At 70.5% G+C, this 23,817-nt stretch carries 19 protein-coding genes; 8 read left to right on the top strand and 11 right to left on the bottom strand.

The window, feature by feature from the left end:
- The first annotated feature begins 38 nt into the window (after positions 1-38).
- Positions 39-4,013 (top strand): type VII secretion protein EccCa, encoded by a 3,975-nt coding sequence (gene eccCa, locus MXD57_RS03380; RefSeq protein ID WP_250399750.1) that lies wholly within the window; start codon positions 39-41, stop codon positions 4,011-4,013.
- A 318-nt stretch (positions 4,014-4,331) separates the two neighbouring features.
- On the opposite strand, the gene MXD57_RS31735 is transcribed toward eccCa, so the two are convergent.
- From MXD57_RS31735 to MXD57_RS03425, 9 genes are all read right to left on the bottom strand, one after another.
- Positions 4,332-5,567, bottom strand: coding sequence for an outer membrane protein assembly factor BamB family protein (locus tag MXD57_RS31735; RefSeq protein WP_250399751.1), 1,236 nt, complete (start codon positions 5,565-5,567; stop codon positions 4,332-4,334).
- Positions 5,568-5,608: 41 nt separating this feature from the next.
- On the bottom strand, positions 5,609-6,484 hold the full coding sequence (locus MXD57_RS03390) for a serine/threonine-protein kinase (protein ID WP_250399752.1): 876 nt from the start codon (positions 6,482-6,484) through the stop codon (positions 5,609-5,611).
- Positions 6,485-6,570: 86 nt separating this feature from the next.
- Positions 6,571-8,748 (bottom strand): protein kinase domain-containing protein, encoded by a 2,178-nt coding sequence (locus MXD57_RS03395; RefSeq protein ID WP_250399753.1) that lies wholly within the window; start codon positions 8,746-8,748, stop codon positions 6,571-6,573.
- Positions 8,749-8,762: 14 nt separating this feature from the next.
- Positions 8,763-9,734 (bottom strand): serine/threonine protein kinase, encoded by a 972-nt coding sequence (locus MXD57_RS03400; RefSeq protein WP_250399754.1) that lies wholly within the window; start codon positions 9,732-9,734, stop codon positions 8,763-8,765.
- Between the two features lie 107 nt (positions 9,735-9,841).
- Positions 9,842-10,141, bottom strand: a complete 300-nt coding sequence (locus MXD57_RS03405; protein ID WP_250399755.1) for a WXG100 family type VII secretion target — start codon at positions 10,139-10,141, stop codon at positions 9,842-9,844.
- A gap of 97 nt (positions 10,142-10,238) precedes the next feature.
- Positions 10,239-10,586 carry a WXG100 family type VII secretion target gene (locus MXD57_RS03410; RefSeq protein ID WP_250399756.1) on the bottom strand — a complete coding sequence of 116 codons (348 nt, stop codon included), beginning with the start codon at positions 10,584-10,586 and terminating at the stop codon, positions 10,239-10,241.
- Between the two features lie 132 nt (positions 10,587-10,718).
- Complete coding sequence (locus tag MXD57_RS03415) at positions 10,719-11,948, bottom strand: S8 family serine peptidase (RefSeq protein WP_250399757.1); 1,230 nt, start codon at positions 11,946-11,948, stop codon at positions 10,719-10,721.
- A 99-nt stretch (positions 11,949-12,047) separates the two neighbouring features.
- Positions 12,048-13,832, bottom strand: a complete 1,785-nt coding sequence (locus MXD57_RS03420; RefSeq protein WP_250399758.1) for a WXG100 family type VII secretion target — start codon at positions 13,830-13,832, stop codon at positions 12,048-12,050.
- 2 nt (positions 13,833-13,834) lie between these two features.
- Entirely contained in the window at positions 13,835-14,254 is a 420-nt protein-coding gene (locus tag MXD57_RS03425) for a hypothetical protein (RefSeq protein WP_308290646.1), read from the bottom strand.
- 699 nt (positions 14,255-14,953) lie between these two features.
- Between MXD57_RS03425 and MXD57_RS03430 the strand changes: the two genes are divergently transcribed.
- The 5 genes from MXD57_RS03430 (at position 14,954) to MXD57_RS03450 (ending at position 18,458) form a co-directional block, all read left to right on the top strand.
- On the top strand, positions 14,954-15,307 hold the full coding sequence (locus tag MXD57_RS03430; protein WP_250399760.1) for a DUF4333 domain-containing protein: 354 nt from the start codon (positions 14,954-14,956) through the stop codon (positions 15,305-15,307).
- 100 nt (positions 15,308-15,407) lie between these two features.
- The gene (locus tag MXD57_RS03435) at positions 15,408-15,851 is read left to right on the top strand and encodes a hypothetical protein (RefSeq protein WP_250399761.1); all 444 of its coding nucleotides are present in this window, start codon (positions 15,408-15,410) and stop codon (positions 15,849-15,851) included.
- A 176-nt stretch (positions 15,852-16,027) separates the two neighbouring features.
- Positions 16,028-17,326 carry a hypothetical protein gene (locus tag MXD57_RS03440; RefSeq protein ID WP_250399762.1) on the top strand — a complete coding sequence of 433 codons (1,299 nt, stop codon included), beginning with the start codon at positions 16,028-16,030 and terminating at the stop codon, positions 17,324-17,326.
- Positions 17,327-17,381: 55 nt separating this feature from the next.
- A complete protein-coding gene (locus MXD57_RS03445) occupies positions 17,382-17,879 on the top strand; it encodes a DUF1795 domain-containing protein (protein ID WP_250399763.1) in 498 nt (165 codons plus the stop codon).
- A gap of 66 nt (positions 17,880-17,945) precedes the next feature.
- Positions 17,946-18,458, top strand: coding sequence for a hypothetical protein (locus MXD57_RS03450; protein WP_250399764.1), 513 nt, complete (start codon positions 17,946-17,948; stop codon positions 18,456-18,458).
- A 15-nt stretch (positions 18,459-18,473) separates the two neighbouring features.
- On the opposite strand, the gene mycP is transcribed toward MXD57_RS03450, so the two are convergent.
- Together mycP and eccB are read right to left on the bottom strand one after the other, a co-directional pair.
- Complete coding sequence (gene mycP / locus MXD57_RS03455; protein ID WP_250399765.1) at positions 18,474-19,799, bottom strand: type VII secretion-associated serine protease mycosin; 1,326 nt, start codon at positions 19,797-19,799, stop codon at positions 18,474-18,476.
- A 23-nt stretch (positions 19,800-19,822) separates the two neighbouring features.
- On the bottom strand, positions 19,823-21,346 hold the full coding sequence (eccB, locus tag MXD57_RS03460; protein ID WP_250399766.1) for a type VII secretion protein EccB: 1,524 nt from the start codon (positions 21,344-21,346) through the stop codon (positions 19,823-19,825).
- A 206-nt stretch (positions 21,347-21,552) separates the two neighbouring features.
- On the opposite strand from eccB, the gene eccE reads away from it, so the two are divergent.
- Together eccE and MXD57_RS03470 are read left to right on the top strand one after the other, a co-directional pair.
- Positions 21,553-22,923 carry a type VII secretion protein EccE gene (gene eccE / locus MXD57_RS03465; protein ID WP_250399767.1) on the top strand — a complete coding sequence of 457 codons (1,371 nt, stop codon included), beginning with the start codon at positions 21,553-21,555 and terminating at the stop codon, positions 22,921-22,923.
- On the top strand, positions 22,923-23,702 hold the full coding sequence (locus tag MXD57_RS03470; RefSeq protein WP_250399768.1) for a hypothetical protein: 780 nt from the start codon (positions 22,923-22,925) through the stop codon (positions 23,700-23,702). The genes eccE and MXD57_RS03470 overlap by 1 nt, the downstream gene beginning before the upstream one ends.
- The last annotated feature ends 115 nt before the right edge of the window (positions 23,703-23,817 follow it).

The raw sequence follows: 23,817 nt of genomic DNA on the forward strand, positions 1-23,817 counted from the left end.
GACGAAACATCTCGGTCCGGCAAGGGAATTGGTGCGTAGTGAGCCACATCGTCGTCAAGCGCCCGCCAAGGGCACTGCCGAAGGAAGTGCCCACGGACGAGGTCGTACTGCAGGCACCGCCGGAGCTCCCGCGCGGTCAGCAGGAGGGCGCGCTGATGCAGCTCCTGCCCATGCTCGGCATGGGCGGGTCCGTGGTGTTCTTCTTCAACCCCCAGGCCCAGCCGTTCATGAAGATCATGGGCCTGGTCATGGTGGCGTCGACGATCGGCATGGGCATCTCGATGCTGGTCCGCTACCGGCGCGGCAGCCAGGGGCAGATGGCCGACATGCGCCGCGACTACCTCCGTTACCTGTCGCAGACCCGGCGCGAGGCCCTGGGCACCGCGCGGGCGCAGCGCGACGCGCAGTTCTACCTCCACCCTTCACCCGAGCAACTGTGGGCGCTGGTCGCCGAGGGCAGCCGGGTGTGGGAGCGGCGCACCGGTGACGAGGACTTCGGGCAGGTGCGGGTGGGGCTCGGCCCGCAGGCCCTGGCAACTCCCCTGATTCCGCCGCAGACCGCCCCGGTCGACGAGCTGGAGCCGCTGACCGCGGGCGCCATGCAGCGCTTCCTGGCCGCGCACAGCGCCCTGGACGACCTGCCGATGGCGGTGTCGCTGCGGGCCTTCTACCACGTGACGATCAGCGGCGAGCCGGACACCGTGCGCGGCACCGCCCGCGCGGTCGCCGGTTCCCTGGCCTCCCTGCACTCCCCCGAGGACCTGGTCGTCGCCGTCGTCACCGGCCGGGAGTCGGCGCCCGAGTGGGAGTGGGCGAAGTGGCTGCCGCACGCGCAGGCCCCGGGCCTCACCGACGGCGCCGGCAGCGTGCGCCTGATCACCACCAGTCCGGTGGAGCTGGAGGACCGGCTCGCCTCCCGCCTCCAGGGCCGCCCCCGTTTCCACCCCGGCGCCCCGCCGGTCGCGGAGCAGCCGCACGTGGTGGTCGTGCTCGACGGCGTCTCGCTGCCGCCCACGTCGCTGCTGGCGAGCCCCGAGGGCTTGCAGGGCGTGACGGTGCTCGAGGTCGTGCCCGGCGACCTCACCACCGGCCGCGGTGACCTCTCCGTCGTCGTGCACCCGCGGGAGCTGCGCCTGGAGTCGGCGCACGGCATGGTCTACGAGGGAACGCCGGACGTCCTGTCGTACGAGGCCGCCGAGGCCCTGGCCCGTCAACTGGCGCCCCTGCGCATGGGTTCGGGCGGGGACGACGACGAGCCGCTGCTCGCCAACCTGGAGTTCACGGACCTGCTGAACCTGGGCGACGCGGCCTCGGTCGACACGAAGCGGACCTGGCGGCCGCGCTCGCAGTCGGAGCGGCTGCGCGTGCCGATCGGTCTCGGCGAGGACGGCCGGCCCGTGATGCTGGACCTCAAGGAGGCCGCCCAGGAGGGCATGGGCCCGCACGGACTGTGCGTCGGCGCGACCGGCTCCGGCAAGTCGGAGCTGCTGCGCACACTGGTCCTCGGTCTCGCCGTGACCCATTCCTCGGAGACGCTGAACTTCGTCCTCGCGGACTTCAAGGGTGGTGCCACGTTCGCGGGCATGGCCCAGATGCCGCACGTGGCGGCCGTGATCACCAACCTCGCGGACGACCTGACCCTGGTCGACCGCATGGGTGACTCGATCCGCGGTGAGCTCAACCGCCGCCAGGAGATGCTCCGCGACGCCGGCAACTACGCGAACATCCACGACTACGAGAAGGCGCGCGCTGCGGGAGCCCCGCTGCAGCCGATCCCGTCCCTCGTCCTGGTGATCGACGAGTTCAGCGAACTGCTCACCGCGAAGCCCGACTTCATCGAGATGTTCGTGCAGATCGGCCGTATCGGCCGTTCGCTCGGCGTGCACCTGCTGCTGGCCTCGCAGCGCCTGGAGGAGGGCCGGCTGCGGGGCCTGGAGACCTACCTCTCGTACCGCATCGGTCTGCGCACGTTCTCGGCGGCCGAGTCGCGTGCGGCGCTGGGCGTGCCGGACGCCTACGAACTGCCGAACGTGCCGGGTTCGGGTTTCCTGAAGTTCGGCACCGACGAGATGGTGCGCTTCAAGGCGGCGTACGTCTCCGGCGTGTACCGCACCGGTTCGCAGGCGGCCGCCGCGCTGGGCGGTCCGCTGCCCGTCGACCGCAGGCCGGTGCTGTTCACGGCGGCCGAGGTCCCGGTGCGGTACGCGCCGGTCCCGAAGCAGCGACCGGAGACTCCCGAGAAGCAGCAGGACGACGCGCTCGCCGACACCGTGCTCGACGTGATCGTGCGGCGCCTCGAGGCCCAGGGCCCGAGCGCCCACCAGGTGTGGCTGCCCCCGCTGGACAGCCCGCCGTCGCTGGACGCGCTGCTTCCCGGCCTCGCCCCGGTACCCGGCCGCGGCATGACCCAGCCGGGCTACGAGGGCGCGGGCCGGCTCGTCGTCCCGGTCGGGCTCGTCGACAAGCCCTACGAGCAGCGGCGCGACCCGCTGTGGACGGACTTCGGCGGCGCGGCCGGCCACATGCAGATCATCGGCGGCCCGCAGTCCGGCAAGTCGACGCTGCTGCGCTCGATCATCGCCTCGTTCGCCCTCACCCACACCCCGCGGGAAGTGCAGATCTACGGCCTGGACTTCGGTGGTGGCGGCATGGCCGCGGTGGCCGGCCTGCCGCACGTGGGCGGCGTCGCCTCCCGCCTGGACCCCGAGAAGGTCCGGCGCACCGCTGCCGAGGTGTACGGCGTCATGACCCGCCGCGAGGAGTACTTCCGCTCCTCGGGGATCTCCTCCATCGCGGAGTTCCGCTCCCGCCGCGCACGCGGCGACATCTCGCCGACCGACCAGCCCTGGGGCGACGTCTTCCTGGTCATCGACGGCTGGGGCAACTTCCGTACGGACTACGAGGCGTTGGAGCCGCTGGTCCTGGACATCGCCGCGCGCGGTCTGGGCTACGGCATCCACCTCATCCTCACCGCGTCGCGCTCGATGGAGGTCCGCGCGAACCTCAAGGACCACCTGATGAACCGCCTCGAGCTGCGGCTCGGCGACCCGATGGACTCCGAGTTCGACCGCAAGGTCGCGGCCAACGTCCCCACCGGGGTGCCGGGGCGCGGCCAGACCCCGCAGAAGCAGCACTTCATGGCGGCGGTCCCGCGAATCGACGGCCTCTCCTCCGACACGGACCTCGCGGAGGCGACGGCCGCCCTCGCGGCCGAGGTCACCCGCCACTGGCAGGAGCCGGGCGCACCGGAGGTGCGGCTGCTGCCGCGCGAGTTCCCGGCGGCGCAGCTTCCGCCGGGCGACCGCTTCCCGCAGCGCGGCATCTCCTTCGCGCTCGACGAGGACAACCTCGAGCCGGTGTTCGTGGACTTCGAGCAGGACCCGTTCTTCCTGGTGTTCGGCGAGAGCGAGTCCGGCAAGTCGAACCTGCTGAAGCTGCTGATCAAGCGTCTCACCGAGCGCTACGACGGCAACACCTGCAAGCTGTTCGTCGTCGACAACCGCCGCTCGCTGCTCGGTGTGACGCCGCCGTCCCACCTGGCGGAGTACATCCCCATGTCGAACCAGATGCAGCACCACATGGACGCTCTGGCCGACCTGATGCAGCGCCGCACCCCGACGGCCGACGTGACCCCGGAGCAGCTCCGCAACCGGAGCTGGTGGCAAGGTCCCACGGTGTACGTCGTCATCGACGACTACGACCTCGTGTCCACGTCGAGCGGCAACCCGCTGGCGGGCCTGACGGAACTGCTCCCGTTCGCCCGCGACGTCGGCGTCCGCTTCATCATCGCCCGCTCCACGGCGGGCGCGGGCCGCGCCGGCTACGAGTCCTTCATGCAGCGCATCAAGGAACTCGGCGCCCAGGGCGTCGTCCTCGCGGGCGACCCGGCCGAGGGCGACCTGCTGGGCGGCGTACGGCCACGCCCGATGCCGGCGGGCCGCGGTGTGTTCGTGTCGCGGAAGCGGGGGAAGCCCATGGTGCAGGTGGGGCAGGTCGCGGAAGAGGTGGACTGAGCACGCGCCGCGGCCGGGGGTCTCCTGGCACTCGTGCCCCGGTCACTCGTGTCCGGGTGGGTCGAGTGGGGTGCTGATGAGCGGCGCCGGCGCCCCGGCCCGCCGACTTCGACGAACGCTTCGGCGGGCCGGGCGACCACGCGGGGTCTTCGCGATGCTCAGGCAGCAAGGCGATCCGGTCGACGCGGCATCGACGGAGAAGGCCGTCACCGATTTCGCCGTACCGCCGTCCGCGTCCCAGCGGTGCTGCGAACTCCACGGCTGGGAGAGGGAACGGGAGGTGCCCTCACGTCCGACGCTACGGGCCGCCTCTCCGTCTCAGAACGTCGTCAGGGCCTCGAGCTCGCTGTCGTACATGACGAAGACCCGGTTGCCCGCGGCGGCGAGACGGACCGTGTCGAAGTCGGGCAGCGGGTATCCCCATACCTGTTGGCCATCGGCCACCTTGGCTGCGATGAGCTCGGTCGGATTCGCGTTCATACCTGTGGAGTCGAAGGCCCACACGGCGTGGGCCGCCACCAGAATGCGGCTCTTGTCCAGTGAGGTCATCGACTCACCGGCGTATCCGGTCTGCTCGGGCGTCCACATGCGACTTCCGTCGCGCTTGTCCAAGCGCGTGGGGTGGTTGCCGTCGCCGGCGTAGACCGCCTCCGCGTCCACGGCCGGTGAACCCCAGCCGTCCCGGGCGCCGGCGCCTGTGCACTTGATGCTCCAGATCGTGTTCCCGTCGCTGAGGCGGCGAGCCTCGAGTGTTCTGCCGTTGACATACGCGGTGTCTCCGGAAATGGCCGGACGCACCTTGATGTCGTGTTCGTCGAGGTCCGCCGTCCGGCTCCATGCGGCACGGCCGTCGCCCGTCCGGACGGCGAGGACGCTGCCGTTCGACGCCGCCAGGACGAGCCTCCCCTGCCCGACGACGGCGGGATTGATCAAGTTCTCGCGGAAATCAGCCGGAACGGTCGCCGTCCACCGGACCTTCGCGTCCGAGCGGCCTACGCTGCGCACCTCGCCCCCCGTCGTGAGGACGTACACCGCCTCCGCGTCGGCGGCCAGCATCGTTGCCGCTTCCGCTTCCGCACATGTCCACTTGGCCACTCCGGTGGACGGGACGAAGGTGCGCAGTGCGCCCTGGGTGTCCGCGCACACGACCAGCCGATCCGACAGGGACAGGTACCCGCTCTTCACCAGGATGTCCGGCGCACTCCAGCGCCGCTTGCCGTTCGTGACGTCGTGCCCCGCGATACCGCCGCTGGCGGCGCCGAAGACGAGCACGTCCCGCACCGGCAGCAGCCCGGGTGAGTAGATGTCCGCTACATCGCTCAGCGACCAGATGTTCGCGGGATGGTCGCCGGCGGGTTCGTCCGAGTCGAGTCGGTGGTCCAACCTCTCCACCGGGGTCCGCGCGGGTGGCGGGATGTCGAATGGGTCGCTGGTCTTCGTGCTCCGGGACGCCGTGCCGTTTCGCGTGCCGAGCCACCAGGCCGTCGTGCCGCCTCCGGCCGCGACGACCAGGCCCGCCCCGGACAGGCCGGTGAGCAGTCGTCGCCGTGTCACCGATGACGGCCCGGCGGTCAGGTGCGCCGTGACATGAGTCGTCAGTCGTCGGGCATCGGCCTCACGCGCCGTGATCGCACCGGCGATCTTCCCTCGCCGCCACACCCTGTCCGCCCCTTGGGCACCGACATGGCCTGCGCAATCTGAAGAGGCGTGGGGCGCACAGCCGGGTCCTTGGCCAGGCACGGAGCGACGAGAGTTCTCAAGTGGGGCGACAAACCTTCGAGTTTCGGCTGACCGTGCACGACCTCGTGCTGCAACGCCGCGACGTGATCGCCGTCGAAGGCACGTCCGCCGGTGGCGGCGTACACGAGCACGGCTCCCAGTGAGAACACGTCCGCAGGCGGTGCGACTCGCTGTCCCAGGACCTGCTCGGGAGCACCGTAGCCGGGGGTGACGGGGATCTGACCGGTGTTGGTGAGAGTCAGCCCGTGTTCGGGGCGGGCGATACCGAAGTCGATTACGCGCGGCCCTTGCGAGGTGAGCACGATGTTCGGGGGCTTGAGATCTCGATGCACGAAGCCCGCCGCGTGAATGTCGGCAAGTGTCCGTGCCAAGGAGGTCGCCATGTCACGCAAGGCGGCTTCGGGAAGTGGACCGAACGTGCCGACCGCCTCGTCCAGGGTGAGGCCTGCCAGGAACTCGGTGGCGATCCAAGGCCGTGCGGCCTCCGTTTGCGCCCCGAGCACGGCTGCGACTCCCGTGCTCCGCACGGCCTGGGCCGCGTGGGCCTCACGGACGAAGCGCCGGGCGAGGTTCGTGTCGTCAGCGAGTTCGGGACGCAGCACCTTGACGGCGGCGAGGACACCGGCGCCGTCCTGACCCAGGTAGACCTTGCCCATCCCGCCCTCGCCGAGGACGCCGAGCAGGCGATAGGGGCCGAGACGGACCGGATCACCGGTACCGAGGGGTTTCATGGGGGTCGGTCCTTCTGCCGGGGAACGGTTGTGGTGCCCGCGATGCTGTCGTCAGCGGTGACACCGGCGGACGGGTCCGCAGGCGGCTACTCGAGCGGATAGGCGGAGAGGCCGTCCGGGGCCACGCCGAGGATCAGTCCGGCCTGGGCGTCCACGTGGAACTGCTCCGCCGCCGTCTTGTACGTCAGGGCCGTATCGTGGCCGGACAGGGAGACGGCCCTCAGTTGCATGCCGTTCCGGTAGTAGGCGTGGCCGGTGCCGACTGCTGGTCGCCAGCCCGTGTACGCCTGGTCCGCCTCGGCTGTCGCCTCGGTCCACAGAATGCGCCCCCGTCGTGCGTCCACGGCCGTGAGCCCCGCCCCCTTGCGGACGGTGTAGAGCACACCCTCCCTCAATGTGGGCGGGCTGCAGTCCTCGGCGCCCTCGAGGGCCCACGCCTGAGCACCGTCACTCAGTCGCAGCGCACGGAGCCGAGCACCACCGAGGTAGAGGTACCTTCCGTCCGCGGCGATGCCGCTCCTGAGGGAATCGGGGTCCCCGACGTCACACGGTGTGTCCCACAGGACGGCGCCGCCTGCAGCGTCACGGACGACGGCATGCACCTTTCGGTCAGCCACCTCCTGAAGCGTCACCAAGCGGCCGCCGACGACCTTCGCGGCGAGGAAGTGCAGCCGCGTGCTCGCGGCAGGCCGCTTCGGCAGGGACTTCTTCCAGAGCGTTCTGCCGGTCCTCAAGTCCCCGGCACGCAGGGTCCAGACCTGCGAGGGCTCGAAACCCGTGCGGGATCCCCCCTTCCCGGACCCCAGTGCCACGTACATGATGTCGCCCGCGACGGACAGGATCTGGTTCGGCTGCAGTCTTGAATCGGCGTCGGCGAAACGAAGCGAGGTCGGCTCCAGGTAACGCTGACCGTCCTTCCAGGTGACGACCGCCGTCGACTGCCCATGCCCGGAGTAGTCCCGTTCGAGCGAGCAGAGCCGATCGTTCCGGACCGCCATCTGCCACCAGGTGCCCGAGATGACGGCGTCCCGCTGAGGCCGCCCAGTGGACGGGTCGAAGCGTTTGACGGGCCCGCTCAGGGGCAGCAGGACGGATCCGTACGCGTGGTACGGCACCGTGAGGCCCCAGCCGTACATCGTGAGATCGGTGTATTCGCCGTAGCGCCACAGCGGATCGAGGTTCCGGGTCTGCCGCGGCGCCTTCTTCGCGGCCGGAGCGGGTGCGACGCGCCTTTGGCACCACCACGCGGTCGCGCCCGCGCTCGCGGTCACCGCGAGTGCCCCTCCCGCTGCCAGGAATGCCCGACGCGAGGGGCGTCGACCGAGCGGTGCGGCGGCTGCGGAGGGATCCCCTTCTGCCGAGGGCGCCGGAAGCCGCTGCGGTACGAGCCGCCAGACGTCGGCAGCCAGCCGCCCGATGTCCGCGAGCAGTCGGTCGGGAAGGTGATCGGCGAACTCACCGTCGCCGGCGTGAAGATGGGATGCCAGTTCGGCCGTCGTGGGGCGCTCCCGCGGCTCCTTGGCCAGGCACCTGGCGAGCAGCGGCACGAGCGCGGCCGGTACGCCGCTGAGATCCGCCTCCGTGTACCGGACCCGGTAGAGCAGGTCCGCCGCCCGGCCGTGCCCGAACGGGGCACGCCCGGTGGCCGCGTACACCAGAACTCCGGCGAGTGCGAACACATCGCCGGCCGGATCGTGTTCCTGCCCGGTCGCCTGTTCCGGGGACATGAAGGCAGGTGTGCCCACGGCGGAGCCGGCACGGGTCAACCGGTCGTCTCCGATGGCCCGTGCGATGCCGAAGTCGATGACCTTCGGCCCGTAAGCCGTCACGAGAATGTTGGACGGTTTCAGATCGCGGTGCACCACGTCGGACCGGTGCAACTGGCCGAGCGCCGAGCACAACGCGGCACCCAGGGCCCGCAGCGACCGTTCGGGCAACGGTCCCCCTGCCTCCACAGCCTCGTCGAGCCCGGGCCCGAGCACGTACTCGGTGGCGAGCCAAGGAGTCTCCGCGAGGGGGTCCGCGTCCATGACCCGCGCTCCGAACTGCCCGCCCATGACCCGGGCCGCGTCCACCTCCAGCCGGAAACGGACGCGGGCGGCAGGGTCGGTGGCGATGGCGGCGTGCATCGTCTTCACCGCCACGGTGCGCCCACCGGATGACCGCGCCACGTAGACGGTGCCCATGCCTCCGCCGCCGAGTCGGGCGATGAGCCGGTAGGGGCCGAGGGCGACGGGATCGTCGTGGGTGAGAGGAGTCGGCATGGGAGTTCTCGCTGTCAGGGACTGCGGCGGGGGACGTCGTCCAGGGAAGGGGTGCCGCCCGCCGTCCGGCCCTGATGCTGCTGGGTCCACACCTCTGCGGCCAGCACTGACGCCGCCTGATGAACGATGGCGGCGATGAGCCGGGCCGGCAGCCACCCGGGACCGAGCAGTGTGCCGGCACGCGCAGGGGCAGCGAAGCCCGAGGAAGTGCCCGGCTCGCTTTCGCCGGTCAGTTCCTGGACGAGTTCCGAGAGTTGCGGCCGTCGGGCCGGGTCGCGGGAGAGGCACCGGGCGATCAGGGAGCGCAGTTCGGGCGGCAGTTCCTCTCGTTCCGGCATCGTGTATCCGGTGGCCGCGTAGGCGAGCGTGGCACCGAGCGCATGGACGTCGCCCAGCGGGCGCGGCCGGCCCCCCTCCGCCTGTTCGGGCGGAAGGCTGCCGGGATCGAGCCCGGGCACCTCTCGTCGCGGGACCCCGTCAGGCGTGGCGGCTCGTGCCGCCCCGAAACAGGTGAGACGGGGGCCGTCCGCCGCGACGAGCACAGCGGACGGGCAGAGCCCCGCGTGGGTCAGGCCCTGCCCGTGCATCAGGGCGAGGTTCTCGGCCAGCGCGACGGCGATGGCCCGAACGGTGTGCCCGGGGAGCGGCCCTCCGTGCAGGGCAAGGGCGACGGGCAACGGGAGCGAGGGCACGTAGGGACGCGCGTGCCACGGCTGATCACCGGGAGCGGCGAGTTCGGTGGCCGGGAGGACCCAGGATCCCAGGAGATAGCGGGAGGCATCCGCTTCGGCCATGAAGCGCTGTGGATCCAATGTGGCCAGCGGTGTGCTCAGCAGCACGGTGCGGTCTCCGTCGGCGCTGCGGGCGATGAAACGGTGCTCGGATACGGGTGTGTGCGCGGGAACGCGGGTGTCGAGCCGGGTGACCACCGTGTACGGCCCGATGGACCGGATGGCTCGGGTACCTGGTCCAGCGCCTGCGCGCATGCTCACCCCTTGTCCATCCGGCTCGCCTCACCGGCTCGGCACAACGCAGGGTGGGCGCCTCCCGCGCGCGCCCACCCTGGAGTTGCTTGCTTCTTACGAACCGCGTCCTACTGGAAGTAGCTGGAGGCCTTCTTGTCGCCTTCCATGTACGTACCGCCGGACTGGGCGACGACGTGCCCGATCCCGGTCAGCGCCTGGTGGATGTCGTTCGCCTCCTTGTCCCAGCGGTGCAGCTTCTCGTGGAAGGTGTTCTGGGCCTGGCCCTCCCAGTACTGCAGGCTGCTCACCACCATCTTGCGGAGCTCCTGCAGGTCCTGCTCGAGCTGGCTCGCCTCGTTGCCGATCTTCGTCGCCGCGAAGTCGAGCCCGTCGTAAGTTACTGACAGTCCCTCAGCGTTGTTGGCCATGACCTGTTTACCTCGTCTCGCCGATGTGTGCCTGTTGTCGTGCGCCGGCTGCCCGGCAGTAGCTCTGAGTGCCGCGCGCCTCCGAGGAGGCGGAGTCTCAGTAGGAGCTGAGGGAGGAGGACTGGACCGTGGGAGCGCCGTCCTGGACGTCGATCTTGTTGACGGCCGCGCGCACCTCGTCTTCCTTGCTGTCCTTGATGTTGCGCGTCGCGGTCATCGCCTCGATGACGTCACCGAGGATGTCGCCGATGTTCTTCAGCGACTCGTTGATCTCGTACTGCTTCTTGTCGAACGCGGCACGGCCGATACCCTGCCACTGGCCCTCGAGACCGTCGATGACGCCCTGGAGTCCGTGCACGCGCTTGCGGACGCCCTCGTACTTCTCGTACATCCTCTTCTGCAGGTGAATTACTGCGGCATCTTCGAGCTTCTGCTTGTCGGCCATGTCAGCCCGCCCTTTCTTGTCTGTCTCTTCGGTCCAACTGTTCCGGCTCACCGCTCATGTGGTGCCTCGCGGCGGTGAGCGCGCACCGCGTGCTCTATCCCGAGAACACAGGGCTGCATACGACTGCCGACGTCACCTGGCGCGCCGGGCCCGCATGACGGCGGCCGCTCCACCACCGATCACGATGACCGCGGCGACGACGCCGAGCACGATCCAAGGGGTGTTGCCGTCGTTCGACGACTCCGCGCTCGATCCTGCCGCCGAGGTGCCGCCGGTCGAACCCTTCGCGGGTGCTTGTGACGGGGTTGATGCAGAGGAGGATTCGGCGGAAGAAGCCCCATCGGGGGTTCCTGCCTTGGCCAGGAGGTCGCCGCCATTGTCCTTGGCGAGCGGGTCGATGTGCGCTGGCCCCGCATCGTACTTGGGGTCCTCAAGAACCAGGCGGGGACGAATAAAGCCGTAGCCGGCGTACTTGCTCGGGTTGTCCTTCTCCCAGTTCCGGCCGGCTGTGTCAATCAGAGCGCGGGTGATCTGATTCACTGTCCAGTCAGGATGGGCGGACCAGATCAGCGCGGCAGCAGCGGAGGTGATTGCGGCTGCCGAACTCGTACCATTCACATTGTCACAGTAGGAACGGAAGGTCGCGTCGCACCACCCGGGGAAACCCTGCCCCGGAGCCGAAATATCTACATAGTTTCCGGACGAGGAGAATGGCGAGACCGTGAGGGACTGGTTCGCTGAAGCCACGCCGACCACGTAGGGGAACGCAGCGGGATACTCGATGGTGTCCCCGGCCTTGCGGCCGTCGTTGCCCACAGCGGCGACCAGGAGCTTACCCTTCGACGCCGCGTACTCGATAGCGTCCTTTTCCTTGGAACTCGGCCCTTCTGCTCCGAAGGACATGTTGATGATTTTCGCGTCGGTGTCGGCTGCGGCGCGGATCTCATCCGTGGCGTCGGGCGTCTTCCTCTTCTCCTCAGCCCCGCCCTTGAATCCGTCGAACACCGAGCGGTAGGGGACGATCTTCGCCCCAGGAGCCAGGCCCTTCAAACCGCCCCCGGCCCCCGTACCCGCGATGAGCTCGGCCATGGTCGTCCCGTGGCCGAGGTAATCGTCCGTCGCTCGGTACGCGACTGCCTCGGGGACTTCGTCCGTCAGCACCTGCCCCTTGAGGGACGGAGTCTTCGCGTTCACACCGCTGTCGATGACAGCGACCTTCACGCCCTCCCCCGTGCTGACCCTCCACATCTTCTCGGCCTGCATCGGCCCCAGGTACCACTGCTTCGACTGAACGTCCGAAGCGGCAGCACCTGGAGCGACGCTCACAACCGTGGCCGTCAGGACACCGACGACCGCGCCCACAGCTCGGACTCGTCCGCTGTAGCGCGTGCCGCGGCCCGCAACCCGTTCGACCCGTCGGGTGGTCCGTGACTTCATCGTTTTCCGTGTCCTCGTTCGTACTCAGTCGACAACCGGCGGCACGTCACGCCGGGGCTTGTTGGGCAGGTGCGTCTCTTCGTCTTCGACCAGATAGTCGGGGCGCGGCGCTGCCTCGTTGTCCTCCTCGTCCCGCGGCTTGCCCTGGTGACCGGTACCGCGCACGAGTCCGGCGCCTCCACGCGTCATCCCGTTGCGCTCGGCGCCTGCGGCCGAGTTGCGTGTGGACGGCCTGCCCGTGACGGCTTCCGACGCTCCCGTACGCCCACGGGCACCGGTCGCACTCGAACCCGGTCTGGCGGTGGACTCGGCTGCCCCGAAAACACCGCGTTCCCCGAGTCGGCTCGTCGTGGGGCGCGAGTTGCCCGCCCCCTCGCCACCGATGACGGTGCCTCGAGGGATCTTCGACCCACCCTTCGTGGAAGTGCCGCCGGTGCTCGTGGGCCGCCCTCCGACGACTCCGTTGGAGCGACCGGCACCAGTCGCCGGCCCGGCGTTCGCTCGTGGCGTTGCCGAGCCGCCGGTCCTCGGCGTACCACCGGTGACCCCTCGCCCCGTCGCAGTCGGCTTGGCGCCAGAGGGGGCCCCCTTGACGGCGGACTGCCCCGTCGAGGCCGAGCGGCCCATCTGATTCACGGGCCCTTGTCCGGGGGTACGGCCAGCGGCCGGATTGGCCGAACCGGACGTGCCCGCACGGCCTTGAGTGGAGGGAGGAGTGCGGAAGTTGCCTGCGCCGCTCAAGCCCCGCCCTGATGAAGCCCTGGGTAGCGGAGTTCCGAAAGGGCCTTCGAAGACGGTGGGCTGGCCACCGGTCGCAGGAGGTGTACCCACGACGGGCGGAGTGTGGCTGGTACCGGTCGGCGCGGTGGGAGAGGGCAGCGTTCCTACGGTGTCGATGTTCGTGCCCACAGGCGCGTCTGGGTACGAGACCTTGCCGGGGACGTGCTTGGTCGGCGCCGTGCCATCGGTCGTCACGTGACCGGGAACATCGCCCGTCACCGACACGTGGTGGCCTCCGGAAGCCACAGCGGAAGGTGTGTCGGCGCCTCCGGGCGATCCCGTGGCCGACGCCGATCGGTCGACATCACGCACACCCCGGGGGCGGGGCACTCCCACGTCAGGCATGGAGGTGAACTCCGGAGTCTTCTCCTTGACCGGCAGGCCTGACAGCACTTCCTCGGACACCGCGTAGTAGGACGCCAACCGGTTCATCTGGTTGATCGCCTCCTGGCGGTCCTTCTCCACCTTTACAGCGGCGGCGTACCCCTCCTTGTCGGCAGCCTTCTCGGCCGTCGTGAAATGCTTGGGCCGCTTGTGATTTGCCGGATCGCGCTCCGGCATCGCACCTCGCACGGACGCCAGTCCCACGGCTGCGGCTGTGATCTGGTCGCCGGCCGTTCCGGCGAAGTCACTCAGGTGATGGGTGTTGGTGATGAGCTTGGCACCCCACTCACGGAATGCATCGCCGGACTCTCCGACCCAGTGAACCTTGTCGACGTGGCCGTTGAGTTCGTCCGCAGCCGCCTTGATCGCGTCCCGCGCATCCCACAGGGCCTTGCCCGAGGATTCGAGATCCTCGGGGTCTGTCTGCTGGACGAGGTCGAGCATCCTGTTCAGATCGAGGTCACGCTGCCCGAAGTCCGTCCGGCCGACGATGGCCTGCCCGAAAGGGGTGGCTCCGACCGCGACCCTGACGATCCCGTCGAGGAAACCGACTTGCGGACCGTCCTCCACTCCGCGAACGAAGTCCGTCACGTCGTTCTGTGAGGAGACCCGGTTCAGGTCAGCTTCATGCTGCTTGTCCGTCATCGTCACGCCTTCATCTCAGTGCCGGTGCCGGTGCGCTGCTTGCCGCCCTGCTTGTCCTCGATCTTGCCGATCTCCGCCTGGATCGCCCAGAACCGCCGACGCTGCTCCTCTTCGAGTTTCTCGAAGCCGTTGTGCGCGCCTTTGACCGCGATACCGATCGCCTCGATCTGCAGATGCAGGCTCTTGGACAAGGAAGTGAGCTCTGCATGGACTCGGTGATACTGCTTGTACAAGCCGTGCGCTTCAGGAAAGTCGCTTTCCGCACCTGAAGTCAGAGACGTGGGCCTGATTGTCTGCGCCCCGACCTTCGTCGGATTACCCGCGGAAGCCTCAAGGGTGGCGAGGACCGCGTCCACCCGTGACACGAACTTGTCCAACGCCTCACCGCTGGCCTCCAGGTTCGCCGCCCTGGTCGCCGACACGCCCCCCACCATGTCTGCCGGAAGCACGAAGCTCCTCCCCGTTTCCCCGTACGGTCCCCCGGCCTTGGCGGGCCGGGACCAATCAGCCGCTCGCCGTACGATCGCAAAGCGAGCCGCGTCTCACAACGCCTTTACCACTCTAGTCAACCTGCCCAACCGGTCCAACCAAGCATGTGTCCTAACTCGGTCACGAGGCCGCACCCCCGCACCACTTTTTGTCCTATTTTTCTGTTTGCAGCGAATCTGTGCTCACCCTGCGGCGCCGCACCCCCACCACGGACGAACCGGCCCCGACGGGCGACCGCCGCCCGCGAAACCGCTCTCAGCGATCTCCATCAAATCTCCACACGGGAGTGGGTGGACGTGAGAGTCAACTCAAGCACCGACGCGTCGAGTTACGGGTATCCAGCGGCCTCCTCCCGGGCAGGTCGGGGTAGTTGACCGGTGCACTAGATGTTTCTCCGGCCGGCCCGGACGACTCGCACGGCTCGGGCAGGGGGCGGGGGACGACCCTCAACTCGGTTCACGGGCACGACTTCTCGGTGAAGATCTCGCGTGGGAAAACCCGAGGATTCACGGAGGTTCGGCGAGCGATATATGCGGGCGCCGCCCAGGGAAGGCCCAGGGAAGGTGCGTGTGGCACTGCCACGTATGCTGCGTGGGTCTTTCTGTCATGCTCAGCAAATCCGGAGATGCGACATGCCCAAGTTCCGCGGATCCACGGCCATTGCGGCCGTTTCGGCAGCAGCCGTGGGCGTCCTGCTCCCGGGGTGCTCGGCCTCCGTCAGCGTCGGGGGATCGACTCCGAAGCTGTCCGCGGACAAGCTGGCCTCCACGCTGTCCGCGAAGCTCGCCGCCGCCACCGGGCGACCCGAGCCGGACGTCACCTGCCCCGAGGACCTCAAGGGCAAGGTCGGTACCACGACCCGGTGCGTGCTCACCGCGGACGACGGCAGCACCTTGGGGGTCACGGTCAAGGTGACCTCCGTGGACGACGGGAAGATCCACTTCGATTTCAAGGCCGACGACAAGGCTTCGCCCGCCGCGGGCTGAGGGCGTTCAGAGGGGTCGTTCGGCGTGGGCCGCGCTACGACGCGGTCGGCCAGAGGCAGTTGCCGCGCGGACTCGGCGGCGAACGGGGAGAGGCGGAGTCATGGCAGGGCCGGAAGCAGGACGGACGGCGGGTGACGCGGCCGCGGGGCCCGTCGGGATGCGGCTCAACCAGTTGCCGGCCGACCCCGGAGGGTCCTCGGGTCCCCCTCCCCTGCTCGCGGGCCAGAAGGACCTCGCTTCCTCCCCTGCCGAGAAGAAGGCCGCCGCGAAGGCCATCGAGGACCACATCGAGCCCGACACCCGCAAGGCCGGTGACTGGGCGGACACGGAGACCGACTCGGCCGTCTCCGGGTTCCGGGACGGCTGGCACACGTCGGGCGCTCTGAAGAAGGCGCACGAGACATGGGGCGAGCAGGTGCAGAACCTGATGCACATGCTCGCGTCCGACAAGGCGTCCCTGCGGAGCGCGAACACCGTGCTGCAGCACACGGACATCCAGACCGGGAACAACGCCGGCTCCGTGTCGGTGCTCAACGCCTACTGACGGGGCCGGGCGCGGCGTGCCGGTCGGCCGCCCCGACCCGCACGCCGCCGAGCACCGCCCCGAGCGGCACGCCGCCGCACCGTCCCGACCCGTACGCCGCCACGCCATCCCGACCGCACGCCGGTACGCCGCCACGCCATGACAACGGGGAACCCATGCCGAACTATCACGAGATCATGACGACGGACCTGTCCAAGCTCTCCACGGCGGCGGACCGCTGGGACGGGATGGCCAAGGAGTTCCACGAGCAGGAGATCGCCTACAAGCGCGATGTGCACGGGGTCTCCACGGGACAGACCTGGACCGGCCTGAGCGCGGACGCCGCCGGCCGGCGGTTCGACGTCACGCTCAAACAGTTCCAGAGCGCCCAGGTGGAGGCCAGGGCGGTGGCCTCGCTCCTGCGCGAGGCGCACACGCAGTTCACGGACCTGCGCAAGAAGCTGGAGTCGGCCCGGGCGGACGCGGTCAAGGCCGGCATGGCGGTGTCCGAAGCGGGCGTGGTCTCCTACGACACCACGAAACTCGGTGACGGTGAACGCAGCGCACTGCACCACGACCCCGACTACCAGCAGTCCGTGCGCGAGGCCGTCGCCTCCTGGCAGGAGCACGTGGACAAGGCGGTGAAGGACGTCGTCGAGGCCGACGCCCATGTCAAGACCGCGCTCGATGCGGTGGTGCTCGACTCCGACGTGAGCGACGGCACGCTCACCGGGTTCAACAGCCAGGCGCACACCGGCATCGACAAGTACGTGGCCGAGTCGAAGCAGACCCCCGCCAAGCCTGACGGGTGGGTGTCCGACGGGGAGGCCGAGGCCTCGGGTCCAGGTGTCGGCGCGGAGGCGACCGGACCGGACACCGGTTCCGGCAAGATGGGCGAGGCCGAGGCGCACGCCGACCTCGGTCGCGCGAGCGCGGAGGGCTCGCTCACCAACGGGCCGGTGAAGCTCGACGGCGAGGCCGAAGCCTACGCGGGCGCCAAGGGCTCCGTGAGCGGTGGCGTCACCAAGGAGGGACTCCAGGGCGAGGCCGGCGTGCTGGCGGGCGGTGAGGCCTCGTCCCAGGGCCGCTTCGACGTCGGCCCGGTCGGCGTCTACGGACGTGCCGAGGGCATGGCGGGTGCCGAGGCCGGCGCCCACGCGGGAGCGGGCCTCGAGGGCATCAACCTGGGTGCCGAGGCGTTCGCGGGGGCGAAGGGCGGCGGCACCGTGGGCGCGGACATCGGTGGTATCGGGGCGGGTGTCTCCGCCGAGGGGTGGGCCGGTCCGGGTGCCGAGGCGAGCCTGGACATCGGAAAGACCGAGGACGGAACGTGGGAGTTCAAGACCGAAGTGGGTCTCTCCCCGATCGTCGGTGGTGAGGTGGGCTTCGAGTTCACCGTCGACCCGGACAAGGTCGCCGACACCGCGGGCGACCTGGCCGACGCCGTCGGCGACGGCCTCAGCTCCGCCGGTGACGCCATCGGCAGCCTGTTCTGACCCCCACGTCCCGCTCCCGCACGAGGGTGCACCACTTCAGGAAGGAGTGCTCGCGATGACCACGAGCCTGCCGGTCCCGATCGATTTCGAACTGCCGGAGGGCTGGCGCTCGGCGCCGCCGGACGAGGTGGGTGCCCCCGGTGCCGCGTTCGTGGCGGTGCATCTGCCGTCCGACGGCGGGTTCACCGCGAACATCACCATCGACGGCGAGTACCGTCCGGACCCGGCGACGCTCCCGGAGATCGCCGACGAGTCGGTGCAGCGCCTCGGCCGGGCGGTCACCTCGGTCGCCGTCACCGGACGCCGCGAGACGGGCTCCGCGGAGGCTCCCGGCCTCACGCAGACGCTGTCCTTCTCGACCGTCGCCGGCGGAGTCCGGCGCGACCTCGTCCAGTCCCAGGTGTACATGTCGATGCTGGACGTGTCCGATCCGCGCCGGCGGGCGGTGATCCGGTTGGTCCTCACCACGACGGCTGCCCAGCATCCGGCCGTCCTGGACGACTTCAGCGACCTCGTGCGCACGGTGCGACCGGGCGACGGCGCGACGTCGTGAGGCGGTCCGCGGGAACCGGAAGGGCGTTGGTTGTACCGGCTGAGGCGTCCCTCGTAGGTTGAGCCCATGGCACTCTTCGACAGGCTGACCGGAACCCGGCGTCCCGCGGACGGTGTCCCGCCGGTCCCGGCGGAGGAGCTGCGCACGGCCCTGCTCGCGCTCAACCGGCCGGACGCACCGTATGTCGTCCGCTACGGCGCCGCGGAGGGCGCCGACCTGGTGGCGGAGTGGCGGATCGCGGAGCCCGCCTGGCGGAGCTTCTTCGTGGAGTCCCGGATCACCCATGCCGTACGCGTCCGTATGCGGCTCGACCGCGACGCCCACGAGGTGCGTGTGCTCGAGGAGCAGTGGGAGGTCAGCCGGGTCGGCGGTCCGCCGGGGCTGCAGGTCACGTCGTCGTACTCGCGCGGGCCGGACCGGACCGTCACGCGGCGGTGGACGCTCGGCCGGGGGGACGGCGGTCGACCGGAAGCGACGGAGACCTTCCGCTTCGACGCCGCGCGGTTGCGCGAGCCGCTGCAGGGCACCGTGCTGAGGTCCGGCTGGACCTGGCGCGGGGTCGTCCTCGGCAAGCTGTGAGGCCGGACGGCGGGACTACGCGCCGCCTTCCGGCCGCCCCGCGCGCCGGCGTCGTGCGTCGCGGACCGCCACGGCGGTGCCGGCCAGGCACGCGACGAGGACCAGGCCGCCGACGACCACGTAGGTCGCCATGCGGGTGTCGCGTTCCTGCGCCGTCTCGCCGAAGCGCAGGGGGGTGACCGAGGGGGCCTCGCCCCTGGAGACGCCGTTCTCGGGGCGCGGAGACTGGACGGGGTGCTCCGGGTCCACGTCGGTCAGCGCCTTCACCGGGTCCACCACGCCCCAGCCGACCAGCCGGTCGTGGCCGGGGATGGAGCGTTCGGCGGTCTGCTCGATCTGGGCGGTGACCTCCTGGGCCGTCCACTTGGGGTGTTTGGCCTTCAACAGGGCCGCCACGCCCGCGACGTACGGTGCCGAGAAGCTCGTGCCGTTGTCCGAGCAGTGGCCGCCGCCGGGCACGGTGGAGATCATGTCGACACCGGGAGCGGCGACGCCCACGAAGTCTCCGGACTGCGAGAACGCCGCCCGCTCGTTGTTGCGGTCGGACGCCGCGACCGCGAGCACACCCTTGTACGACGCCGGGTACGTCACCTTGACGTTGCCGCCGAGGCCGTCGTTGCCGGCCGAGGCGACGACCACGACCTTCTGCTTCAGGGCGTAGTCGACGGCCTGCTCGAGCCTGGCGTCCGGCCGGACCGCGTTGGCCGTGTCCTGGGAGATGTTGATGACGTCGGCACCGGCCCCGACCGCGTGCCGGATCGCGGCGGCCAGGGTGAGCGCGGTGCCGTCGCCCTCGGCGTCGTTCTGCTTGATCGGGATGATCGTCGCGTCCGGGGCCAGGCCCACGAAGCCGGTCCCCTTGGCCGGCCGTGCGGCGATGATGCCCGCCACGCGGGTGCCGTGGCCGACGGTGTCCGTGGTGCCCGAGCTGTTGCCGCGCTCTATCTTCTCGCCCTCGGCGTTCTTCGGCGGCAGCAGGTTCTTGCCGCTGGACGCGTCGACCGCCTTGGTGAGCTGAGGGTTCTTGATGTCGACACCGGTGTCGATCACGGCCACCCGCACCCCCTTGCCGGTGGACCGGGCCCACAGCGCGTCCAGGTTGACGCGCTGCAGCGCCCACGGCCGGCCCGAGTAGTCCTTCGCCGGGAAGGTGCACTGGCCGTCGTCCGCGTGGGCCGCGGTGGCGGGCAGGGCGAGGGTGGTGGTCGCGGCGGTGAGGAGCACCGCGGCGGCCACGGCCGCGGCCCGGACCGCGGTAGCGGGGAGCTGGGGTCGCGGGGGCCGGACACCCGACGGCACCGTGCCCGCGGGCCGCGGGCCGGACTGCTTCGGCTTCTGCATGGATGCGTGATCCTCCCTCGCCGCTACGAGCCCTGCGGCTGCCGGGCCGCCGACTCCGACAGCCGCGGACCGGTGGGCAGGAACCGGGACCACTCGACGGGGATGGGCGTGGGCGTCACGTTCTCGTAGCCGAGGCGGGTCTGGGCGATCCTCGCCTCGCTCAGTTCCTCCTTGCGCCGTTTGGCGGAGGTGCCGATGCCCTGGTCGTCGGTGGTGCTGTCGCTGTTGGACTGCAGCGCGTAGCGCAGGCCGGTGTCGGTGACCAGGAAGACACCGCCGGCCGTGGTCTCGGTGCCCTGGAACTGGCGGTAGAGCTGACCGGAGCCGGGGGTGACGTAGGCGCTGGAGGAGCCGGTGGGGAGCTGGGCCGGGAAGTCCTTGCCGACCCAGGTGGACAGGGTGGTGACGCCCTCGGCGCCGACCGAACGCATGACGTTGCACAGCGTGTTGCGGCCGCTGGTCGTGCTGGACCCGTCGTTCACCGTCCTCGGCTTGTACGCGGGCCAGTCGCGGCCGCCGTCGAACGCCGTGCTGTCGACGACCGCGCCCGGGCTGACCTGCTGCGCCTCACCGGCCTGGCCCACGCGGACGAGGTCACCGCTGTTGAGCAGCAGCGTGGCGGTGAACTCGGAGACGCGGGCCACCTTCCCCTTCAGGACGACGTAGTACTGCATCGTCTGCCCGTCGTACGCCTTGATGACCTCGCCGACCTTGTCGTACTGGCGGAGCAGTTCGGAGGCGCCCGCCTTCTCGCCGGGGGTGCCCTGGATCGACGGGATGGAGACCGGGTCGCCCTTGTGCAGGGTGTCCAGCCACTCCTGGGACACGCGCTGCGGGGCGCGGCCGCGGGTGTCGAGGGCCTTGAGGAGTTCCTTGTCGGCCGGGTCGGCGAGCTCGTACGACGTGCCCCGCGCGTCGACCACGTACTGGGTCTTGCCGTCGGGGCCGACGACGTACATCAGGTCGCCGCGGGCGAGTCTGTCGCGCCCGTCCGTCCTGGACCACTCCTTCCGCGCGAGGACGAACGCCGCCTTCTGGATGGCCCGGCCGCCGTCGCCGGGGCGTTCGCAGACCGCCCAGCGCTTGGTGGCCGACGACTCGTCGGCGGAGGGCAGGCGGTCGGGGGCGTACGGGATGCCGATGGTGGCGCCGTGCGGGGGTTTGCCGCTGTCCAAGATCTTCTCGTCGACGGTGATGACGCCGTCCTTGCCGGGGTCCAAGAGCAGCTTGGCGGAGGCCATGTTGAGGACCGGGTGGAGCTGCTTCTGGTCGCCGGTCTTCAGTACGACGTACCGGGTGGTGGACTTGCTCGCGACGATGACGTGTTCTTCCGGGGTGTCCCAGCCCTTGGGCGCGGTCGGGCTGAACATGCCGACGGCGCCGAACACGGCGAGGACCACGGCGCCGACGACGAGGCCGGGCACCAGTGCCTTCAGCGGCTTCGGGGCGCCCTCCTCGGAGCCGGAGGGGGAAGGCTGCAGGAATGACGCGAGCGTGCGGCGCTTCGCGAAGGTGTAGGCGTTGAGTTCGTCCCGCCGTGATGCCATCTGTGTCCGCTCTCTCCCCGTTGCGGAGCCGTGGGGGACCTGTGAAGATCCGTCCCCCGCCCTCGGTTGCCTCTGGTGCCTCGACTGTCAGACCCGGCCCCTACTATGCCTGTTGCGTGGAGGTGCGTGCGGCACGGGTAGGGTGCTCAGGGCTTGAAGGGACCGGAGCGCAAGGGTTTTCGGGAGAGTTCGGGGGTTTTGGAGTGATGGCTTCCGCAACGCGGGCCCGGTCGCGATCGCAATCGGGGGCTGGGTCGGGTGACGCGGGCCGGTCGGGTGCCCGCGGCTCTTCCTCCTCCGGGCGGCGCGGTGAGCGGGCGCCCACGTCCCCCCGGGGTGCTTTCGCGCCGCATCCGGAGTCCCGTTCCGGGCGCGGCGGTTCGTTCGCGGTGCAGCGGCTGGTGCTGCTGGAGATCGCGGGCGCGCTCGTGGTGTGCGGCTGGCTGGCCGGCATGGTCGCCCTGGTCGTCGCGGCCGCGATCGCCGCGCTGCTGGTGGTGCTCGCCGTCGTACGGCGCCGCGGGCGCTCCCTGCCGGAATGGCTCGCCACCCTGCTGGCGCTGCGGGCCCGCAACCGGCGGGCCGCGAGCACACCGGTGCCGGTGGGCACCGACTCCGGTCTGGCGCCCGCCGTGGAGTGCGACCCTTCCCTGCGGACCTACAGCCACAGCCGGGGCGACGACCGCGATCAGCGGCCCGTCGGCATGGTGGGCGACGGCGGTTTCCTGACCGCCGTGCTCCAGGTGGAGTCGGACGCGGGCGCGCTGCGCGCGGAGCGCGGCCGCAGACCGCTGCCGGTGGCCCTGGTGCGGGACGCCCTCGACGTCGACGGGATCCACCTGGAGTCGGCGCAGATCGTGGTGCACACGCAGCCCGCGCCCGCGCTGCATCTGCCGCAGCAGTCGGTCGTGGTCAGCAACTACGCGCCGCTGCAGGCGGAGACCGGCTCCCCCGCGGTGCGCATCACGTGGATCGCGCTGAAACTCGACCCCGAACTCTGCCCGGAGGCGGTCGCCGCGCGCGGTGGCGGGCTGCTCGGGGCGCAGAAGTGCCTGACGCGTTCGGCCGAGCACCTGTCGAGTCGGCTGACCGGCGCCGGGTTCCGGGCGAGGGTGCTCAACGAGGAGGAACTGACGGCGGCCATCGCCACCTCGGCGTGCGCCAACCCCATGGTGACGGCGCAGGCCGCCCAGGCCGGACGGGGCGAGGCGCCGCAGCGCCGCACCGAGGAGTCCAGCCGGAGCTGGCGCTGCGACAACCGCCGGCACACCACCTACTGGGTGCGCCGCTGGCCGCAACTGGACGGATCCGGCGGCTCGCTGGCGCAGTTGGTGGCGCGGCTGACCGCGGTGCCCGCGCTGGCGACGACCTTCAGCCTGACCCTGGCCAGGGGCGCGCAGCAGAACGTCTCCCTGACGGGTCATGTGCGGATCACGGGCCGCAGCAACCAGGAGCTGACGGACGCCCGGCGCGATCTGGAGCGTGCGGCGCGCGAGGCGCGGACCGGGCTCGCGCGCCTGGACCGGGAGCAGCTCCCGGGTGTCCTGGCCACCCTGCCGCTCGGAGGTGCCCGCTGATGGCCATCACGACTTCGCCCGGCCAGTCCGGCGGGGCTCGTCCCGGCACGGCCCCGTCGCGCGCGGGTCTCGGCGAGCGGCTCCGGACGGGCTTCGGCCTGCTGGGCCCCCGTCATCCCCGGCACACTCTGCCCGTCGAGCAGGCCGACGCGCTGTCCCTGCCGATCGGCGACGACGGTGTGGTGGTCGGCGTCGACACCGAGGGGCAGCCCGCGGTGCTCGGGGTCAACCGGCCCACGCCGTTCGACATGGTGCTCATCGGGGGCCTGTGGACCGCACAGGTCATGGCGCTGCGCGCGGCGGCCACCGGCGCCCGGGTGGCGGTGGAGACGGGGCGGGCCCAGTCCTGGATGCCGATGGTGCACGCGATGGGCGGCGGGCAGAACGGTCTCGCGGTGTACGACGTCGGCCGGGTGCCCCCGCAGGGCGCCTCGGCGGGGACGCCGGTGCTGGTGGTGCGGGACTGCGGCATGCGGCCGCCGCGTGGACGGGTGGCGTCGGCGCCGTGGCAGTCGGTGCTGACGCTGCTGCCGTATCTGAGCCCGGTGGCGCCGCGGTTGATGCGCCAGGCGCGGCTGGTGGGTGTGCAGCGGGTGTCGCCGGACGAGGCGGCGGAGATCGGGCGGGTGCTGACGCTGCCGCGCGCTGAGCTCGAGGCGCTGCCCACGCTTCCGGACGGCGTGACCCTGTGGTGCACCGAGCGGGACCGGCAGTACGTGATGACGCGGGCGACGGACGCCGAGACAGGACTGCTGGGCGTGGCACGCCGGATGGACTGACCCGGGGCCGAATTGGCCCTTTTTCGCCTCGGATTGGCGACTTCTCGCGTCAATTGCGGTGGCGGTGAGGCCTGGACGTGGTGCTCCTGCGTCACGTTTTGGTGTACGTCGAAGT

The organism is Streptomyces cellostaticus (assembly GCF_023630175.1).
In the GTDB taxonomy this organism is placed as follows: Bacteria; Actinomycetota; Actinomycetes; order Streptomycetales; family Streptomycetaceae; genus Streptomyces; species Streptomyces cellostaticus_A.

What these genes read in the sequence shown, in the direction of transcription:
- MXD57_RS03470 (WP_250399768.1), top strand. Translation starts at nt 22,923, where the DNA reads ATGGCCATCACGACTTCGCCCGGCCAGTCCGGCGGGGCTCGTCCCGGC.
- MXD57_RS03405 (WP_250399755.1), bottom strand. Translation starts at nt 10,141, where the DNA reads ATGGCCAACAACGCTGAGGGACTGTCAGTAACTTACGACGGGCTCGAC.
- MXD57_RS03400 (WP_250399754.1), bottom strand. Translation starts at nt 9,734, where the DNA reads ATGCGCGCAGGCGCTGGACCAGGTACCCGAGCCATCCGGTCCATCGGG.
- MXD57_RS03430 (WP_250399760.1), top strand. Translation starts at nt 14,954, where the DNA reads ATGCCCAAGTTCCGCGGATCCACGGCCATTGCGGCCGTTTCGGCAGCA.
- MXD57_RS03390 (WP_250399752.1), bottom strand. Translation starts at nt 6,484, where the DNA reads ATGAAACCCCTCGGTACCGGTGATCCGGTCCGTCTCGGCCCCTATCGC.
- MXD57_RS03445 (WP_250399763.1), top strand. Translation starts at nt 17,382, where the DNA reads ATGACCACGAGCCTGCCGGTCCCGATCGATTTCGAACTGCCGGAGGGC.
- eccB (WP_250399766.1), bottom strand. Translation starts at nt 21,346, where the DNA reads ATGGCATCACGGCGGGACGAACTCAACGCCTACACCTTCGCGAAGCGC.
- MXD57_RS03435 (WP_250399761.1), top strand. Translation starts at nt 15,408, where the DNA reads ATGGCAGGGCCGGAAGCAGGACGGACGGCGGGTGACGCGGCCGCGGGG.
- MXD57_RS03440 (WP_250399762.1), top strand. Translation starts at nt 16,028, where the DNA reads ATGACGACGGACCTGTCCAAGCTCTCCACGGCGGCGGACCGCTGGGAC.
- MXD57_RS03410 (WP_250399756.1), bottom strand. Translation starts at nt 10,586, where the DNA reads ATGGCCGACAAGCAGAAGCTCGAAGATGCCGCAGTAATTCACCTGCAG.
- MXD57_RS03420 (WP_250399758.1), bottom strand. Translation starts at nt 13,832, where the DNA reads ATGACGGACAAGCAGCATGAAGCTGACCTGAACCGGGTCTCCTCACAG.
- mycP (WP_250399765.1), bottom strand. Translation starts at nt 19,799, where the DNA reads ATGCAGAAGCCGAAGCAGTCCGGCCCGCGGCCCGCGGGCACGGTGCCG.
- MXD57_RS03450 (WP_250399764.1), top strand. Translation starts at nt 17,946, where the DNA reads ATGGCACTCTTCGACAGGCTGACCGGAACCCGGCGTCCCGCGGACGGT.
- eccE (WP_250399767.1), top strand. Translation starts at nt 21,553, where the DNA reads ATGGCTTCCGCAACGCGGGCCCGGTCGCGATCGCAATCGGGGGCTGGG.
- MXD57_RS03395 (WP_250399753.1), bottom strand. Translation starts at nt 8,748, where the DNA reads ATGCCGACTCCTCTCACCCACGACGATCCCGTCGCCCTCGGCCCCTAC.